Below are 17091 nucleotides of genomic sequence, written 5' to 3'. Positions count from 1 at the left end.
GGGATGATGCAGCCATTCGACACGACGCCCGACCCCGCAGAGACCGTTCTCCCCTCCTGGTGGATGGACGTCGTCACGGTGCTGCGCGATGTGGGCCTGCAGGCGCTCGGAGTGGTCGCGATCATCGCCGGCTGCGTTCTCATCGCTCTCTTGCTCCGCGTGGTCATCCGCCGCGTCGTGCATCGCATCGTCGACAGCGCGAAGAACAAAGCGGCCGTCGACGACACTCAGGCATTGGAACGCTCGCCGCTCGCTGACATGCGTCTCGTGCAACGCACGCGGACTCTCGGCACCATCCTGCAGAACATCGTCAACGTGATGCTGGTGGTCATCGCGATCGTGCTCGTGGTCAATCACCTCGCGCCGACGCTCCTGGGCTCGCTGACACTCCTCACTGCGGCTGTGGGCGCGGGTCTCGGTTTCGGCGCTCAGAACATCGTCAAGGACGTGCTCAACGGCATGTTCATCGTGGCGGAGGATCAGATCGGAATCGGCGATGTCGTCGATCTCGGCCTCGCCTCGGGCGTGGTCGAATACGTGAGCGTGCGCATCACGCAGGTGCGCGACGTGAACGGCACGCTCTGGTACGTCCGCAACGGCGAGGTGCTTCGCATCGGCAACATGTCGCAGGGCTGGGCCAGGGCGATCATCGATCTCGGCGTGCCGGTGGACGCCGATCTGGAGAAGGTCGAGCAGATCATGCTCGACACGGCTCAGGCTCTCGCGAAGGATCCGAAGTGGCGCACCCGCATCATCGAGAAGCCCGAGCTCTGGGGCCTCGAGTCGATCGACGGCGACGCCCTCGTCGTGCGGCTCGTCATCAAGGCTCGTGCCAACGCCAAGGACGACGTCGCGCAGGAGCTGCGTAAGCGCCTGCGGGCCGCGATGCTCGAGAACGAGATCTTCCTCCCGAGCATGACCACCGTCGTCCCCACCGGGCTCGAGGGCGCCCGTCGCGTTCGGGGTGCCAATCCCCCCAAGACACGTCCGAACGCCGTCACCGGCGTTCCCGTCATCCCGGATCGTGGAATCTGGCGGCGCAAGAAGACGAACGATGACGGGAGCTCCCAGAAGTGACGTTCTACGACGAGGTCGGCGGGCGCGACACCTTCGCGAAGATCGTGTCGGTCTTCTATCGCGAGGTCGCACTGGACTCAGTCCTGAAGCCGATGTACCCCGAGGAGGATCTCGGCCCTGCCGAGGAGCGACTGCTGATGTTCCTGGAGCAGTACTGGGGTGGCCCCACGACCTATGGGGAGACGCGTGGACACCCACGCCTGCGGATGCGTCATATGCCGTTCCACGTCGACCCCGACGCTCGTGACAGGTGGCTCCGGCACATGCGAACGGCTTTGGACGAGGCGCAATTGTCGCCACTCCACGAATCGACGCTGTGGGACTACCTCGAACGCGCCGCGTATGCCATGGTGAACACATTCGAGCCGTCCGGCATCGGCACACCCTCGGCCGGGCGCCTCACGCTCGAGACGCGATCACGTCAGGAATCAACGGAGAGCACATGACGAACACGCCCCTGTCTGCAGACGTACTGGTCATCGGATGGGGGCTCGCCGGTCTTGTCGCAGCGGGTGAGGCGCTGGATGCCGGTCGTCGTGTGATCCTGGTCGACCAGGAGCCGCGCACCAACCTCGGCGGGCAGGCCTGGTGGTCGTTCGGCGGCCTGTTCTTCATCGACTCTCCCGAGCAGAGGCGGATGGGCATTCGCGATTCGCTGGCCCTCGCCACGCAGGACTGGTTCGGGACCGCATCGTTCGACCGCCCTGAGGATCACTGGCCGCGCCGGTGGGCCGAGGCCTATCTGCAGTTCGCGGCCGGAGAGAAGCGCTCGTGGTTGCGCGAACGCGGAGTGGGTTTCTTCCCCGTGGTGGGCTGGGCCGAACGCGGAGGCTACGGTGCTCTCGGTCCCGGCAACTCCGTCCCTCGATTCCACATCACCTGGGGCACCGGGCCGGGTGTCGTCGCGCCGTTCGCCGCTGCGGTCGAGCAGGGCGAACGCGAGGGACGGATCACGATCCTCCCCCGGCATCGCGTGACGGAGCTGATCACCACCGACGGAGCCGTCACCGGCGCGCGCGGCATGATCCTGGAGTCGAGCCCTGCCGCTCGCGGCGTCGAATCGACGCGGCGCGCGATCGGCGACTTCGAGATCAGCGCGGGCGCCACGATCGTCTCCTCCGGCGGTATCGGAGGAAATCACGACCTCGTGCGCGCTGCCTGGCCGGCCACCTTGGGCGCCCCTCCTGAGCACATGCTCACGGGAGTGCCCGCGTATGTGGACGGATCGATGCACGCCGTCTCGAAGTCTGCCGGTGCGCGTCTCGTCAACGGCGACCGCATGTGGCACTACGTCGAGGGAATCACGAACTGGAACCCCGTGTGGCCTTCGCACGGCATCCGCATCCTCCCCGGCCCGTCTTCGCTGTGGCTGGATGCGACGGGCAAGAGACTGCCCGTGCCGCTCTTCCCGGGCTTCGACACGCTGGGCACGCTCGCCCACCTCCGCAGCACCGGCCACGACCACTCGTGGTTCGTCACCTCTCGCCAGATCGTCGAGAAGGAGTTCGCCCTCTCCGGAAGCGAACAGAACCCCGATCTCACCGGCAAGGACGTCGGGCTCCTCGTGAAGTCCCGACTCGCCAAGGGCCCGACGGGGCCGGTGCAGGCGTTCCTCGACGAGGGAGAGGACTTCATCGTCGAGAACGACCTCGAGTCGCTGCTCGAGCAGATGCAGCGGCACCCCGGCGGAGAGTCACTCGACATCGATCACGTGCGACGAGAGGTGATCGCGCGTGACCTCGAGATGGAGAACGAGTTCACGAAAGACGCCCAGATCGGCATGCTGCGTTCTATGCGCGTCTACCGTGGCGACAAGCTGGTCCGCACCGCAGCTCCGCATCGTCTTCAGGACCCGGCAGCCGGCCCACTCGTCGCCGTCAAGCTGCACGTTCTCACGAGGAAGTCACTCGGCGGGATCAACACCGATCTCGACGGCCGCGCTCTCGGAGCCGACGGCGAACCGATCCCCGGTCTGTATGCCGCCGGTGAGGCGAGCGGCTTCGGGGGCGGCGGTATGCACGGTTACCGGGCGCTCGAGGGCACGTTCCTCGGTGGGTGTCTCTTCTCGGGACGCCAGGCCGGGCGCGCCGCCGCCCGCTGAGCTCGTGCTCCGCGCTACTGGGCGGAGCCGGTGCCCCTGACCGCTGTGAGACCGGTCGCGACGGGTCCTCGAGCGAGAACGTGACCACGCCGGAAGGCGAGTCGAGTCCACCGCCCCGACTGCATCACCGGAACGTCTTCCTCACCGGAGATGAAGCCGAACGCGTCGGCCGCGAATGCGACTCCGCGAGGCAGGCCGCCGAGATCCTCGTCGGGCTCCCCCCAGATGGCTGCACGAAGCGCTCTGACGGCTTCCTCCCCGGACCCGGGCGTCGCTCCGCGCGCAACTGCGCTGATCCCCCACTGCGCGCGTCGAGCGATGACGGATGCCGCCAGGGTCGACGTCGGCTGCCAGTGGCCGCGCGGTGGAGCGACTCCGGCCCACGCGGGTGAGAGCCCCGTCTCCGGCAGGGTCAGCGCGCTGTCATCGTCTGTCGCAGTGAGCGAGGAGACGACGACATCGCACTCGAGCTCAGGATCCGCCTGCACGACGCGCATCGCCAGCACGGTCGGGGTCTGATCGAACAGACCGTGGGGCGCTAGAGCGGCTCCTGTGAGCGCGAGAACACCTCCGGCCGCCTGCAGCCGAACCCCCTCATCGGAGATTCGGGTCGCTCGCCCGAGGAAGGTCAGTACGTCCTTCGCGGTCTCGGCGTCTGCAAGAAGAAGCTGGTGGGGCACACCCTCTAAACTAGCAACGCCAGCGGCATCCGCCGTCGCGGGAAGGAACTCATGACCGCCGACGCCCACGCGATTCGCACCGTCGAACAACTCCTGGACGTGCTGGACCTCGACTCCACTCAGGCCCGCACGACCGAGGACATCTTCACCGGATCTTCGCATCCGATGCCCTCCGGTCGGATCTACGGTGGTCAAGTGCTCGCTCAGAGCCTCCTCGCCGCGGAACGGACGCTCCCTGAGGATCGTGCGGTGCACTCCATGCACGGGTACTTTCTGCGGCCGGGCGACGCAAGCCAGGGCATCACGATCGCCGTCGACCGCATCCACGACGGCCGATCCTTCTCCACTCGTCGTTCGCAGGCGTATCAGAACGGTGTGCCGATCTTCTCGATGATCGCCTCCTTTCAGGACGACGATCCGGGCATCGAGCACGCGGTTCCCATGCCTGAAGGAATTCCGGATCCGGACTCGCTGCTGCCTGACGAGCAGCGCGTCGACGGGCTGCCGTCCGGCGTTGTTCAGATGCTCAGCGATCGCGCTGCTGACGTGCGCCACATCGACTCACCGATGTTCCTGCCGAGCGAGGATTCCCGCGTTCCTCAGCAGGGCGTCTGGATGCGCATGAAGGCACCGCTTCCCGACGACCAGCGCATTCACCGGGCGGCTCTCGCGTATCTCAGCGACATGACGATCCAGGAATCGATCCTTCGCGCCCACGGCGTGTACTGGGGGCTTCCGGGGTTGAAGGTGGCGAGCCTCGACCATGCGATGTGGTGGCATCGGCCTGCGCGCGTCGACGAGTGGCTGCTCTACCTGCAGGAATCGCCCAACGCCCGCGGGGGCCGCGGCCTCGCTCAGGGACGCATCTACACGCAGTCGGGCGATCTGGTCGCCTCTGTCGCCCAGGAGATCATGGTCAGGGTGCCGTCCCCGGCCTGATGCCGCGCCACTCGGCTCAGCGGTGGGTGTACTCGATGGAGGGGCCGACGTACGGCTCCCACGCGTCGCGCATCTCCTGCGTGAGCCGTGTGGGGCGGCCCGACTTGGCGTCGACGAGCACGATGATCGCGGTCGACCGCGCATAGATCGTGCGGGGCTCGGCTGCGGGGTCGTTGTGCACCTCGTAGCAGACCTCGACGCTCGAGCCGCCGAGCTTGCCGAACCACATCTGCACTTCGAGTGGTCGACGCTGGTACGGCACCGGAGCGAGGTACTCGATCTCCTGCCGCGCGATGAGCGTCAGCGTGCCCTCGTCGATGCCTGAATCGAGCACAGCGGTCGATGGTGCCTGCTCACCGGGACCCGCACGCCAGAACGCGCGTACGCGCGCCTCCTCGAGGAGCTTCAGCATCGAGGTGTTGTTGACGTGATTGAATGCGTCCAGATCGCCCCAGCGGAGGTGGATCGGGATGTGCAGCCGGGGCCCCGGTGTCAGGTCGGACATCGGTGATCAGTCGCGCGTGAGCTTGCGGTGCGTCGACCGGTGCGGCTTGGCCGCGTCGGCGCCGAGGCGCTGGACCTTGTTCTCCTCGTAGGACTCGAAGTTGCCCTCGAACCAGTACCACTGAGCGGGCTTCTCGTCGGTGCCCTCGTACGCGAGGATGTGAGTCGCGATGCGGTCGAGGAACCACCGGTCGTGAGTGATGACCACTGCGCAGCCGGGGAACTCGAGAAGCGCGTTCTCGAGAGAACTCAGCGTCTCGACGTCCAGGTCGTTGGTCGGCTCGTCGAGCAGGAGAAGGTTGCCGCCTTCCTTGAGCGTGAGGGCCAGGTTCAGACGGTTGCGCTCGCCACCGGAGAGCACGCCTGCCTTCTTCTGCTGATCCGGGCCCTTGAAACCGAACTTCGAGACGTACGCGCGTGAGGGGATCTCCGTCTTGCCCACCGTGATGACGTCGAGACCGTCGGACACGACCTCCCACAGCGTCTTGTCGGGGTCGATGTTCGAGCGCGACTGGTCGACGTAGCTGATCTTGACCGTCTCTCCGATCTTGAGGTCTCCGCCGTCAAGCGGCTCCAGGCCGACGATCGTCTTGAACAGGGTCGTCTTACCGACACCGTTAGGGCCGATCACGCCGACGATGCCGTTCGGCGGCAGGTTGAAGCTGAGCCCATCGATGAGCACCCGGCCATCGAAGCCCTTCTGGAGCTTCTTCGCATCGATCACGATGCTCCCGAGACGCGGTCCCGCAGGAATCGAGATCTCCTCGAAGTCCAGCTTCCTGGTGCGTTCGGCCTCTGTCGCCATCTCCTCGTACCGCGCGAGTCGCGCCTTCGACTTCGTCTGACGGCCCTTTGCGCTGGACCTGACCCACTCCAGCTCCTCCTTGAGGCGCTTGGCGAGCTTCGCGTCCTTCTTGCCCTGGACCTCGAGGCGTTCGCCCTTCTTCTCCAGGTAGGTCGAGTAGTTGCCCTCGTAGCCGATCAGGCGGCCACGGTCGACCTCGGCGATCCATTCGGCGACGTGGTCGAGGAAGTACCGGTCGTGAGTGATGGCGATGACCGCGCCCTTGTATGCCTGAAGGTGCTGCTCAAGCCAGAGCACGCTTTCCGCGTCGAGGTGGTTGGTCGGCTCGTCGAGCAGGAGCAGATCGGGCTTCTGCAGGAGCAGCTTCGCGAGTGCGACGCGTCGCTTCTCACCTCCGGAGAGCGGAGCGATCGCCGCGTCTCCGGGAGGCGTGCGCAGGGCGTCCATGGCCTGTTCGAGCTGCGAGTCGAGGTCCCAGCCGTCCGCCGCGTCGATCTCCTCCTGCAGGGTTCCCATCTCGGAGAGCAGGGAGTCGAAGTCGGCATCGGGATCTGCCATCAGCATGGAGATCTCGTTGAACCGGTCGACCTTCGCCTTGATGGCGATGCCGTCCTGGATGTTCTCGATCACCGTCTTGGTCTCGTCGAGCTCCGGCTCCTGCATCAGGATGCCGACCGAGAAACCGGGAGACAGCTTCGCCTCGCCGTTCGACGGCGTGTCCATGCCGGCCATGATCTTGAGGATCGTCGACTTACCGGCGCCGTTGGGACCCACCATGCCGATCTTGGCACCGGGGAGGAACGCCATCGTGACGTCATCGAGGATGAGCTTCTCACCCACCGCCTTACGTGCACGAACCATCGAGTAGATGTACTCAGCCACCGAAAACCGCTCCTTCTGTTGGCGTCGAAGATCGACACTCCAGCCTACCGGCGATCTCGGGGGCCGCTACCTAACCCGGATGCCAGCTCCACGACGCGGTTGCGCGAGTTGCCGCACGTGCCACGCACGTGGCGGGTTACCAGTCGATCGCTCGCGTCGTGCCGACGAGACAACGTCCCTCGGCCAGTTGAGGCATGACGACCGTGACGGGCTCGCCCGTCGACGGGCCCACCTGCCCTATGAGGCACTCCCTGTCTCCCCACCGCACGGCGAACATGAGGCTCTCCACCGGGTTGCCGACGGTCGAGACGTCCTGTGTGACCTGCATGGCTGCGCGGTCGAACCCGGCGGCGATCAGGGCGTCGATGTAGGCACGACCCGACACCTTCTGGTCCGACGCCCACACCGCGGCGGTCACGGCCGCGAAGAGCGGCAGGTTGTCATCGGCGGTGCCGTCCGGAACGTATGCGGGACCCGAAGGAGACGCCGACGGACTGGGGCTCACTCCGGCATCCGTCGGCTTCGGTGTGGGCGTTGCGGGCGCACCGCACGAGGTCAGCAGCAGCGCCAGCGTCGTGACGACGCCGGTCGCGATCGCCGCACGCGATGCGGAGGAGTCCGGTCGTCGAAGCACGAACTGAGTCTAAGGGCGTCCTCCCCCGCAGCGCCCGAGCGCGCTCACGGTTGCCATGTGCGCCGCGGCGTCGAGCGACCAGGAATCTCAGAGAGTGCTCGCCCCTGCGGCAGCAGAATCCGCGAGGCCGTCTTCGGCGCCCAAGAGCGCGCCGTCCTTCGCCGCCCACGACGTGTCGATGTCCGGGCCGTCACCATGCGAGTGCGCAGAGTGCTCGGCGTCAGCGTGCGGATCCGATGTCGCAGCGGTTCTGGGCGGGGCATCGACCCCCGATCGTGCGCTGCGGCGATACGCCGTCGTCCCCCATCGGAGATCGTGGCCGATCGCATCGGCGTCGATGTCGACGCTCGTGCCCTGCTTGCCGTTGTTCTCCCAGGCGCGGATCTTCATCCTCCCCGTGACGATCACGCTGTCACCGGACCGCAGAGATGCCTTCGCATGTTCGCCCAGCTGACGGAAAGCCGCGACCGAGTACCAGTTCGTCGTCACATCGACCCACGTCTGGGTCGCATCATCGAATCGTCGGTGCGTGCTCGCGAGTCGGAAGTTCGTGACGGGAACTCCACCTGTCGTTCGCCCCTGAGTGGGATCGGTGGCGACGTTGCCGACGATGGTCACTGTGTCATGCATGTTCTCTCCTCTGTGCCCGGAGCGTGCGTCCGGATCACTTCAGAGTGCGCCCTCTCTCCACCTCGACGATGCCGAGAACACGGGCATCCTGAACAACTCAGGGCTGTGCCTGAATGTGCAGAACGACTGCGCCGCCGGGCGTCGTCACCCTGGTCCGCAATGTCGGTGGTCGGTCATACGTTCGAATCATGAAAGGAGATTCGATGTCTGCAACCCTGATCACGTCCACGCCCGAGGTTCCCTACGCGACACCGCAGCTGTCGACCAAGAAGGAGCACCTCGTGCGCGCGTCTGCCCACCTGTGGCGGGTTCACGACGCGAGAGAGAGGGTCCTCGGGCACCTGCGCCTCATGCCGGATCCGCTCGGGGTTCGCTACCGGGCCGAACGCCTCCATCTCGCCACCGCGTCGTTCCGACTCGTCGGGGACTTCTGGAGCGCCGATGATGCGGTTGCTGCTCTGCGCAATGGATGAGTGCGCTGCCCGGCTCAGGTGATGGTGCCCCCGGCAGGATTCGAACCTGCGACCAAGAGATTAGAAGGCTCCTGCTCTATCCCCTGAGCTACGGAGGCGCACACATCTACCGTACCGCGCCCGACTCGGATGTCGGAGCCGTCGATAGGATGGCGAAATGGTATCTGCCTCAGAGAATGACCGCCTCGTATGGATCGATTGTGAGATGACCGGTCTCGATCTGGCCGTCGACGAGCTCGTCGAGATCGCCGTCGTCGTCACTGATTTCGAGCTCCGTCCGGTGGACCCCGGCTTCCAGGTCGTCATCCGCCCGAGCGACGCGGCACTCGAGAACATGAATGACTTCGTGACGAAGATGCACGAGACGTCGGGGTTGATCAACGAGATCCCCCACGGCGTATCGCTGGCCGAGGCCGAAGCGCAGACCCTCGCCTACATCAAGCGGTTCGCTCCCGTCGAGCGCAAGGCTCCTCTCGCCGGCAACACCATCGGCACAGACCGGATGTTCCTGGCCAAGTACATGAGTCAGGTCGACCAGTGGCTCCACTATCGCAACGTCGATGTCTCGAGCATCAAAGAGCTCTCGCGGCGGTGGTACCCCCGGGTGTTCTTCCAGGCGCCGGCGAAAGACGGCGGACACCGCGCGCTCGCCGACATTCTCGAGTCCATCCGCGAGCTGCGGTACTACCGCGAGGCGGTCTTCGTCGACGAGCCCGGACCCTCGAGTGACGATGCTCGCGACATCGCCGCACGCACCGTGTCAGAGTTCACTCCGAACATGTAATAGACTCGTCTGGTTGCCGATCACGGTCGGCACATGGTGGGTATAGCTCAGCTGGTAGAGCGCTGGCTTGTGGTGCCGGATGTCGCGGGTTCGAGTCCCGTTACTCACCCCACTTGAGAAGGTCCGAGTCGAAAGGCTCGGACCTTCTCTGCGTCACGAAGCACTCGGCACACCGGGCCCGAACGGCGGTGATCGACGCACGGTGAGGCCCCCGTAGGATTGCGGGGTGTCGCTCGCCGTGTGGTTCTCACTTCTGACCGCGTGCGTGGTCATCAGCTTCACGCCGGGGGCCGGCGCCATCAACACGATGTCGAACGCCCTGAGCCAGGGCTGGCGCCGTTCGATCTGGGGAATCCTCGGGCAGCAGCTCGCTCTCATCGTTCATGTCGTGATCGTCGCGGCAGGCCTCGGACTCGTCGTGTCGCAGTCTGAGGTGCTGTTCAACGTGATCCGATACGCCGGCGCGGCCTACCTGGTCTTCCTCGGCATCCGTCTGATCCTCACCAAGCCGAAGCTTCCTGCCGCTGACGAGGGGACCACGGTCGACCTCTACGAGGGCCACTGGTCGATGATCAGACGAGGGTTCTGGGTGAATCTCCTCAACCCGAAGGCGATCGTGTTCTTCCTCGCGTTCATCCCGCAGTTCATCCGCCTCGATCAGCCACAGCTCCCTCAATACCTCACTCTCATCGTCACGGTCATCATCGTCGACATCGTGGTGATGTGGGGGTTCTTCGCCACCGCGGCTCGGCCTTTCCGAAGGCTCACACGATCAGCGCGCGGACAGCGGACGCTCAACAGCGTCTTCGGCGTCCTCTTCATCGCCGTCGCCGGTCTCCTCGTCTTCCTCCACTGACGCTTCGCTCCCCTGCCCGGCAATAGGCTGGACCTGATGGAAATGGATGCTGCGGACTTCGAAGAACTCGTGATCGACGAGCTCGATCGGCTGCCCGACGAGATGGTCGACGGGCTGGAGAACGTGGTGTTCGTCGTCGAGGATCGGCCAGAAGACGGAAGCCTGGACCTGCTCGGGCTCTACGACGGTCTGGCCCTGACCGAGCGCACGCAGTACGGCTCCGGCGAGCTCCCCGACCGGATCGTCGTCTACCGCGAGCCGCATCTGGCAGCGTGCGAGACGGACGACGAGCTGCGCGACGAGGTGCACACGACCCTGGTGCACGAGATCGCGCACTTCTACGGCATCGACGACGAGCAGCTCCACACGCTGGGGTGGGCATGAGCCCCCTCGCCACGCCCGACATCGAAGAGTCGGTCGATCTCTCGGCAGCTCCGCTCGAACCATGGGAGGTCGTCGTGTGGAACGACCCTGTCAACCTGATGAGCTACGTCGTGCGAGTCTTTCGCACCTACTTCGGCTACTCGCTGGAGCGCGCGACGGTGCTCATGCGACAGGTCCACCACGACGGCCAGGCGATCGTTGCGACAGGGCCGCGAGAGACGATGGAGGTGCACGCGCAGGCGATGCACGACTACGGCCTGTGGGCGACCGTCCGAAAGGCCACGAGATGAGCGAGCCGATGGTGCGGATACGCATGGCTCGGGTCGAGGGCGCGCAACTCGCGCAGCTGGTCGACGACTTCCGCGATCTCGTGGGAGCGAGCCGCGACGTCGAGGATCCCGCGATCGGCCGCCTGGTTCCCGATGCCTACCCCGAGGACGAGGAGTCGTCTCGCGCGTTCCGGGATGCGACTCGAGAAGACCTGCTCGATCGACGCGCTCTGGACGCGGACATCGTCCGCACCGCACTCGCAGGCATGCGCGGTGACCTCGCCGAGATGTCACACGGCGAGGCCTTCGCGGAGCACGACCTCGACATACCTCCGTCCGACATCGACGCATGGCTGCGCACGCTCACCGCATTGCGCCTCGTGATCGCGGAGCGCCTCGGCATCGAGAGCGACGATGACCACGACCCCGACGACCCGCGGTTCGGCGTCTACGACTGGCTCGGGTACCGCCTCGAACTCACGATCGACGCGGCCGACGAGCTCCTCTGAGACCTACGGCACCTCGATGACCCTGGTCGCGAGCGCACGGGGATCGTCACGCACGATGTGATCGCTTTCCTGCTGCGCCCAGCGATCCCAGTGCGGACGGTAGGTATCGCCATCGCGCGCCAGCGCTCGGGCCTTGCGACCGGCCTCCGCGGACTCGACCCAGACGCGGACATCCGCAATCGCCGCTGTGGCGGGCGTGAGTATCCCGCTCCCTTCGATCAGCACCCCGAGCGCGGGGTCCACCGCGTGAGTCTCAGCCTCGCTGCCGCTCCCCCAGTCCCATCGTCGCCACTCGCCCAGATACCCTCGCCCGTGCGGACGGAGGATGCCGTCCAGGGCGCGTTCGACTCCGTCTCTGAGCCCGTCCCAGCCCGGATAGATCGAATCCAGTGCGACGAGTTGCACCCGTCCTGCTATCGGCCAACGTTCGACGAGCATGCGCGCGAGGGTCGTCTTCCCTGCTCCGCTGCGACCGTCGATCAGGACGACCGGGTTCGCCGCCGCGAGCATGTGGATGTCGTCGACGATCAGGGCCGCAGCGCGCTCGAGGGCGTCCGCGACCGGGTCACTACTTCTTGAGGGCACGGATGATGCGAGAGAGCGCTCGTCCGGTCACCCAGATGAACGGCACAGCGACGACGAGCAGCGTCACGATGTTGGGCTCGAACCGGAGCCCCTCCTCGCGACGAACGTAGACGCCGACCGGGACCGACACGCCTCCGCCTCCGCCGCCCTCGGCGCCGTCACCGCTTCCTCCGCCGAAGCCGGAGTAGGTGAACGCCACCGGAGTGATGCTCACGCCGTCGATATCCTGCGGCTCGCCGTACGCGCTCTTCACGCCGAACGAGGCGGCCTGCTGTCCGAGTTCCAGTGCAATGTTGGGCATGGCTCCACGCTAGCCCAGGAATCGGCTGTGGGAAGGGTCAATCGAGCCCGTGCGCCCTGGGATGCTGCGCGGCACCACGGCCGTCGCCCCGCCCGATGTGTCTCGCTCGCCTGATCGTGGCCGTGCCGAAACGTGCGACGGCATCGTCGACCGCGCCCTCGACGCGTCTCCAGTCCTCGTCGTCGTCCCAGAGACCGAACCCGCCGCCGCCGGCCGGCCGCAGCTTCTCAGCGCGCACTCCGACCAGACGCACGGGATCCCGCCGATCGATCTGGTCGAAGAGCGCTTGGGCGGCCTCTCCGATGCGCTGGCCCACCGCGGTGGGTTCCGGGAGCGTCTGCGACCGGCTGATGGTGCGGAAGTCGTCGAACCTGATCTTGATGGCGACCGTCGACGTCTCCCATTCCGCCTTCCGCAGGCGCGCTGCGACGCGGTCGGCGAGGCGCAGAAGCTCGGCTCTCAGGAAGGACCTGTCTGAGATGTCGGTGTCGAAGGTCTCCTCGTGCCCGACGCTCTTCTCGACGCGCTCCGTCTCGACTGCGCGGGGATCCTCGCCGCGAGCGAGCTCCGCGAGTCGCGCGCTGAGAGCCGGCCCCACGGCGCGGTCGAGCATAGCCGGAGACGAGGTGCGGATGTCGCGCACAGTGCGGATTCCGCGCCCCTCCAATGCCTCGGCCGCCTTCGGCCCCACACCCCACATGGCGCGCACCGGACGCGGGTCGAGGAAGTCCTGCGTGTCGGATGCCGAGACGACGAGCATCCCATCGGGCTTCGAGATCGTCGAGGCCATCTTCGCCACATGCTTCGTGGCTGCGACGCCGACACTGCAGGTGATGCCCACCTCATCTCTGACGCGCTGACGAACGAGGTGCGCGATCTGTGCAGGGCTGCCCCAGAGCCGTCGGACGCCGCGCACATCGAGGAAGGCCTCATCGACCGACAGCGGCTCGACCAACGGCGTGAACGACTCGAAGATCGCCATCACCTGACGTGAGACCGCCTGGTAGCGATGGAAGTGCGGAGGAACGACGCGCGCCGACGGGCATAAGCGCAGCGCCTGAGACACCGGCATCGCCGCACGCACGCCGTAGCGGCGCGCCTCGTAGGAGGCGCTGGACACCACCGATCGGCCGTCGGGTGACCCGATGATCAGGGGGAGACCGCGCAAGCTGGGATCGTCGAGCACCTCGACACCGGCGTAGAACGCATCCATGTCGACGTGCAGGATGCTCGTGCCGGTGTCGTCGGCATCGGCTGACGACACGATGCGCCCTCTGCCGTCACCGTGTCCCATGAGACCATCCTCCCCCGGACCTCAGACATGAGGTCCGGGGGATCCGATCACTGCGCAGCGCGCTCGAGAACGAGTTCGCGGACCCGGGCTGCGTCGGCCTGGCCCTTCATGGCCTTCATCACAGCGCCGATGACGGCGCCGGCTGCCTGGACCTTGCCGTCCTTGATCTTCGCGAGAACGTCGGGCTGAGCTGCCAGGGCCTCGTCGATCGCGGCGATCAGCGCGCCGTCATCCGAGACGACGGCGAGTCCGCGGCCGTCGACGACCTCCTGCGGCGTCCCCTCACCGGCGATGACTCCCTCGAGCACCTGGCGGGCCAGCTTGTCGGTGAGGGTCCCGGCGTCGACGAGCTTCTGCAGCGCCACGACGTTCTCAGGAGAGATCAGCTCCGTGGCATCCTTCTCCTGCGTGTTCGCGAGACGGCTGATCTCTCCCGTCCACCACTTGCGGGCCGTGGCAGGAGTCGCTCCGGCCGAGATCGTCGCCTCGACGACCTCCAGCAGGCCGCCGTTCCGCACGTCCTGGAACTCCAGGTCGGTGAACCCCCACTCGCCCATCAGGCGGCGCCGACGGGCCACGGGCTGTTCGGGCAGCTGCGCTCGGAGCTCCTCGATCAGCTCGGCCGCAGGCTCCACCGGAACCAGGTCGGGCTCGGGGAAGTACCGGTAGTCATCGGCATCCGACTTGGGACGACCGGGCGAGGTCGTGCCCGTGTCCTCGTGCCAGTGCCGGGTCTCCTGAGTGATCGTGCCACCGTCGGCGAGGATCTGCGCCTGACGCTGGATCTCGTAACGCACGGCGCGTTCGACCGACCGCATCGAGTTGACGTTCTTCGTCTCGGTGCGCGTGCCGAGCTTCTCCTGGCCGCGAGGGCGCAGCGAGATGTTGGCGTCGCAGCGGAGGTTGCCGCGCTCCAGGCGGGCTTCGGAGATCCCGAGGCTGCGGACGATGTCACGGATGGTCGCGACATAGGCCTTGGCGACCTCCGGGGCACGGTGCTCAGTGCCGAAGATGACCTTCGTGACGATCTCGACGAGCGGAACACCGGCGCGGTTGTAGTCGACCAGCGAGTACTCGGCACCCTGGATGCGTCCGGTGGATCCGCCCATGTGGGTGAGCTTGCCGGCGTCCTCCTCCATGTGCGCGCGCTCGATCGGGATCTGCACGATGGTTCCGTCTTCGAGCTCGACCTCGACCTCACCCTCGAACGCGATCGGCTCGTCGTACTGCGAGATCTGGTAGTTCTTGCCGAGGTCGGGGTAGAAGTAGTTCTTCCGCGCGAAGCGGCTCGACGGTGCGATCGAGCAGCCGAGCGCGAGACCGAGGCTGATCGACGAGCGAATCGCCGTCTCGTTCACGACGGGCAGCGATCCGGGTAGACCGAGGTCGACCGGGGCGATCAGCGTGTTCGGCGCAGCCGCGTGATAGGCCTCGTTCGCCGGGTTCGGCGCGTCCGAGAACATCTTCGTGTTGGTGTTGAGTTCGACGTGCACCTCGAATCCGAGAACGGGCTCGAACAGCTCGAGCGCTTTGTCGAAGTCCATGAGCTTGGCAGTGGCCATCAGCGGGTCCCTCCCACGAGCTGGGGTGCACGCGTGAGGAGCGGTGCTCCCCACGAATCGACGAGAAGCGTCTCGACCGCAGCGCCGACCTTGTAGAGTCGCGCGTCCTCCCTCGCCGGTGCGATGAACTGGATGCCGACGGGCAGTCCGTCCTCTGCCGCGAGGCCGCTCGGGATCGAGATGCCCGGGACGCCGGCGAGGTTGACCGGGATCGTCGTGATGTCGTTGAGGTACATCTGCAGCGGATCGTCGATCTTCTCGCCGATCTTGAACGCGGTGGTCGGTGCCGACGGCGTCGCGATGATGTCCACCTCCGCGAAGGCGTTCGCGAAGTCCTGCTGGATGAGCGTGCGGACCTTCTGGGCACTGCCGTAGTAGGCGTCGTAGTACCCCGCCGACAGTGCGTACGTGCCGAGGATGATGCGTCGCTTGACCTCGTCGCCGAAGCCGGCGTCGCGCGTCGCGGACATGACGTCCTCGACGGTCGGGTTGCCATCAGGAGTCACACGGAGACCGAAGCGCACGGAGTCGAACTTCGCGAGGTTGCTGGATGCCTCGGCGGGGAGGATCAGATAGTACGCGGCGACGCCGTACTCGAAGTGGGGCGCTCCGATCTCGACGATCTCTGCGCCCTGAGCCTCCATGAGCGCGAGAGCGCTGCGGAACGACTCGGCGACGCCCGGCTGGAACCCGCTGTCGGGCAATTCCCTGATGACACCGACCCTGAGGCCTTTGAGCACATCTCCGCGCGCGCCCTCACGGGCGGCATCCGCGAACGAAGGCCACTCGTCGCGCAGCGATGTGGAGTCCTTCGGGTCGTGACCGCCGATCGCGTCATGCAGCAGACCTGCGTCGAGCACGGTACGTGTCACCGGTCCGACCTGGTCGAGGCTGGAAGCGAGTGCGATCGCGCCGTAGCGGCTGACACCGCCGTAGGTGGGCTTGACGCCGACCGTGCCGGTCACATGCGCTGGCTGACGGATGGATCCACCGGTGTCTGAGCCGAGCGCCAGCGGAGCCTCGAAGGCGGCGACGGCCGCGGCCGATCCACCGCCGGAGCCACCGGGGATCCGATCGAGGTCCCACGGGTTGCGGGTGGGGCCGTATGCGGAATGCTCGGTGGACGACCCCATGGCGAACTCGTCCATGTTGGTCTTGCCGAGCGGGATCAGCCCTGCCGCGCGCGATCGAGCGACGACGGTGGCGTCGTACGGCGAGCGGTAGCCCTCGAGGATCCGCGAGCCGCTGGTGGTCGGCTGGTCGGTCGTGACCAGCACGTCCTTGATGGCGAGCGGCACACCGGCGATCGGGCCGAGCTCCTCGCCCGCAGCCCGCCTGGCGTCGACTGCTGCAGCGGCATCGAGCGCGCCCTCGTTCACGTGGAGGAAGGCATGGACGTCGCCGTCGACGGCGGCGATGCGGTCGAGGTGCGCACGCGTCGCCTCGACGCTGGAGATCTCGCGGCTGGCGAGCTTGTCTGCAAGCTCGGCTGCGGTCATCCGGATGATGTCGCTCACTGTTCTTCTCCCAGGATCGCGGTGACGCGGAACCGGCCATCGGCCTGGTCCGGCGCGTTCTGGAGCACCTGTTCGTGCGTGAGCGTCTCGCCCACCACATCGGGACGGTAGACGTTGCTCAGCGGGATCGGGTGACTCGTCGCGGCGACGTCGGGGCTTGCGACCTCAGACACCTTCGCGATGTTGTCGACGATGGCATCGAGCTGGCCCGTCAGTCGGGTCACCTCGTCGTCGTTGAGCTGGATGCGCGCGAGCACGCCGAGATGGCGCACAAGATCAGGGGTGATTTCAGACACGTCCCAAGT

21 protein-coding genes and 2 tRNA genes are annotated in these 17091 nt (G+C 66.5%); 11 read left to right on the top strand and 12 right to left on the bottom strand.

Annotation, left to right across the window (positions count from 1 at the left end):
• The first annotated feature begins 3 nt into the window (after positions 1 to 3).
• The 3 genes from ASF87_RS14455 to ASF87_RS14445 are packed head-to-tail and all read left to right on the top strand — an operon-like array spanning position 4 to position 3178.
• Positions 4 to 1077 (top strand): mechanosensitive ion channel family protein, encoded by a 1074-nt coding sequence (locus ASF87_RS14455; RefSeq protein ID WP_056376768.1) that lies wholly within the window; start codon positions 4 to 6, stop codon positions 1075 to 1077.
• Positions 1074 to 1523, top strand: a complete 450-nt coding sequence (locus ASF87_RS14450) for a globin (RefSeq protein WP_056376766.1) — start codon at positions 1074 to 1076, stop codon at positions 1521 to 1523. The genes ASF87_RS14455 and ASF87_RS14450 overlap by 4 nt, the downstream gene beginning before the upstream one ends.
• The gene (locus ASF87_RS14445; RefSeq protein ID WP_056376764.1) at positions 1520 to 3178 is read left to right on the top strand and encodes an FAD-binding dehydrogenase; all 1659 of its coding nucleotides are present in this window, start codon (positions 1520 to 1522) and stop codon (positions 3176 to 3178) included. The genes ASF87_RS14450 and ASF87_RS14445 overlap by 4 nt, the downstream gene beginning before the upstream one ends.
• Before the next feature lie 14 nt (positions 3179 to 3192).
• Here ASF87_RS14445 and ASF87_RS14440 read toward each other — a convergent pair whose 3' ends face one another.
• A complete protein-coding gene (locus ASF87_RS14440; RefSeq protein ID WP_056376762.1) occupies positions 3193 to 3858 on the bottom strand; it encodes a hypothetical protein in 666 nt (221 codons plus the stop codon).
• Between the two features lie 51 nt (positions 3859 to 3909).
• Between ASF87_RS14440 and ASF87_RS14435 the strand changes: the two genes are divergently transcribed.
• Positions 3910 to 4797 (top strand): acyl-CoA thioesterase, encoded by an 888-nt coding sequence (locus ASF87_RS14435; protein ID WP_056376760.1) that lies wholly within the window; start codon positions 3910 to 3912, stop codon positions 4795 to 4797.
• 16 nt (positions 4798 to 4813) lie between these two features.
• On the opposite strand, the gene ASF87_RS14430 is transcribed toward ASF87_RS14435, so the two are convergent.
• The 4 genes from ASF87_RS14430 to ASF87_RS18080 form a co-directional block, all read right to left on the bottom strand.
• Entirely contained in the window at positions 4814 to 5302 is a 489-nt protein-coding gene (locus ASF87_RS14430; protein ID WP_042536723.1) for an acyl-CoA thioesterase, read from the bottom strand.
• A 6-nt stretch (positions 5303 to 5308) separates the two neighbouring features.
• Positions 5309 to 6988 (bottom strand): energy-dependent translational throttle protein EttA, encoded by a 1680-nt coding sequence (ettA, locus tag ASF87_RS14425; protein ID WP_042536724.1) that lies wholly within the window; start codon positions 6986 to 6988, stop codon positions 5309 to 5311.
• Positions 6989 to 7124: 136 nt separating this feature from the next.
• A complete protein-coding gene (locus tag ASF87_RS17925) occupies positions 7125 to 7622 on the bottom strand; it encodes a DUF6993 domain-containing protein (protein ID WP_235558971.1) in 498 nt (165 codons plus the stop codon).
• Between the two features lie 87 nt (positions 7623 to 7709).
• Complete coding sequence (locus tag ASF87_RS18080) at positions 7710 to 8252, bottom strand: single-stranded DNA-binding protein (protein ID WP_235558970.1); 543 nt, start codon at positions 8250 to 8252, stop codon at positions 7710 to 7712.
• Positions 8253 to 8455: 203 nt separating this feature from the next.
• Between ASF87_RS18080 and ASF87_RS14410 the strand changes: the two genes are divergently transcribed.
• Complete coding sequence (locus tag ASF87_RS14410) at positions 8456 to 8725, top strand: hypothetical protein (RefSeq protein WP_056376758.1); 270 nt, start codon at positions 8456 to 8458, stop codon at positions 8723 to 8725.
• 22 nt (positions 8726 to 8747) lie between these two features.
• Here ASF87_RS14410 and ASF87_RS14405 read toward each other — a convergent pair.
• A tRNA-Arg gene (locus ASF87_RS14405) sits at positions 8748 to 8823 on the bottom strand.
• Positions 8824 to 8882: 59 nt separating this feature from the next.
• Here ASF87_RS14405 and orn point away from each other — a divergent pair.
• The 6 genes from orn to ASF87_RS14375 all read left to right on the top strand — a co-directional run bounded on the left by orn (position 8883) and on the right by ASF87_RS14375 (position 11527).
• Positions 8883 to 9509, top strand: a complete 627-nt coding sequence (orn, locus tag ASF87_RS14400) for an oligoribonuclease (protein ID WP_042536728.1) — start codon at positions 8883 to 8885, stop codon at positions 9507 to 9509.
• 36 nt (positions 9510 to 9545) lie between these two features.
• A tRNA-His gene (locus ASF87_RS14395) sits at positions 9546 to 9621 on the top strand.
• 114 nt (positions 9622 to 9735) lie between these two features.
• Positions 9736 to 10365 (top strand): LysE family transporter, encoded by a 630-nt coding sequence (locus ASF87_RS14390; protein ID WP_056376756.1) that lies wholly within the window; start codon positions 9736 to 9738, stop codon positions 10363 to 10365.
• 36 nt (positions 10366 to 10401) lie between these two features.
• Complete coding sequence (locus ASF87_RS14385) at positions 10402 to 10749, top strand: metallopeptidase family protein (RefSeq protein WP_056376754.1); 348 nt, start codon at positions 10402 to 10404, stop codon at positions 10747 to 10749.
• Positions 10746 to 11039: an ATP-dependent Clp protease adapter ClpS gene (clpS, locus tag ASF87_RS14380; RefSeq protein WP_056376751.1), complete on the top strand. Its 294-nt coding sequence runs from the start codon at positions 10746 to 10748 to the stop codon at positions 11037 to 11039. Before ASF87_RS14385 ends, clpS begins: the two co-directional genes overlap by 4 nt.
• Positions 11036 to 11527 (top strand): DUF2017 family protein, encoded by a 492-nt coding sequence (locus ASF87_RS14375; protein WP_056376750.1) that lies wholly within the window; start codon positions 11036 to 11038, stop codon positions 11525 to 11527. The genes clpS and ASF87_RS14375 overlap by 4 nt, the downstream gene beginning before the upstream one ends.
• Positions 11528 to 11530: 3 nt before the next feature.
• On the opposite strand, the gene ASF87_RS14370 is transcribed toward ASF87_RS14375, so the two are convergent.
• From ASF87_RS14370 to gatC, 6 genes are read right to left on the bottom strand one after another with little or no spacing between them, the layout of a single operon-like run.
• Positions 11531 to 12112, bottom strand: coding sequence for a hypothetical protein (locus ASF87_RS14370; RefSeq protein WP_157550119.1), 582 nt, complete (start codon positions 12110 to 12112; stop codon positions 11531 to 11533).
• Positions 12096 to 12413: a hypothetical protein gene (locus tag ASF87_RS14365; RefSeq protein ID WP_042536738.1), complete on the bottom strand. Its 318-nt coding sequence runs from the start codon at positions 12411 to 12413 to the stop codon at positions 12096 to 12098. The genes ASF87_RS14370 and ASF87_RS14365 overlap by 17 nt, the downstream gene beginning before the upstream one ends.
• Positions 12414 to 12450: 37 nt before the next feature.
• Positions 12451 to 13707, bottom strand: a complete 1257-nt coding sequence (gene dinB, locus ASF87_RS14360; RefSeq protein ID WP_042536740.1) for a DNA polymerase IV — start codon at positions 13705 to 13707, stop codon at positions 12451 to 12453.
• Positions 13708 to 13754: 47 nt separating this feature from the next.
• Positions 13755 to 15269, bottom strand: coding sequence for an Asp-tRNA(Asn)/Glu-tRNA(Gln) amidotransferase subunit GatB (gene gatB / locus ASF87_RS14355; protein ID WP_042536741.1), 1515 nt, complete (start codon positions 15267 to 15269; stop codon positions 13755 to 13757).
• Positions 15269 to 16786 carry an Asp-tRNA(Asn)/Glu-tRNA(Gln) amidotransferase subunit GatA gene (gene gatA, locus ASF87_RS14350; protein ID WP_056376746.1) on the bottom strand — a complete coding sequence of 506 codons (1518 nt, stop codon included), beginning with the start codon at positions 16784 to 16786 and terminating at the stop codon, positions 15269 to 15271. The genes gatB and gatA overlap by 1 nt, the downstream gene beginning before the upstream one ends.
• Positions 16783 to 17082, bottom strand: coding sequence for an Asp-tRNA(Asn)/Glu-tRNA(Gln) amidotransferase subunit GatC (gene gatC, locus ASF87_RS14345; RefSeq protein ID WP_042536743.1), 300 nt, complete (start codon positions 17080 to 17082; stop codon positions 16783 to 16785). Before gatC ends, gatA begins: the two co-directional genes overlap by 4 nt.
• Positions 17083 to 17091: the final 9 nt, after the last annotated feature.

Origin of the sequence: Microbacterium sp. Leaf161, assembly GCF_001423645.1 — a bacterium.
Lineage (GTDB): Bacteria > Actinomycetota > Actinomycetes > Actinomycetales > Microbacteriaceae > Microbacterium > Microbacterium forte.
The sequence above is the reverse complement of the archived record's forward strand: the minus strand, read 5'-3'. Positions and strand labels throughout refer to the sequence as shown.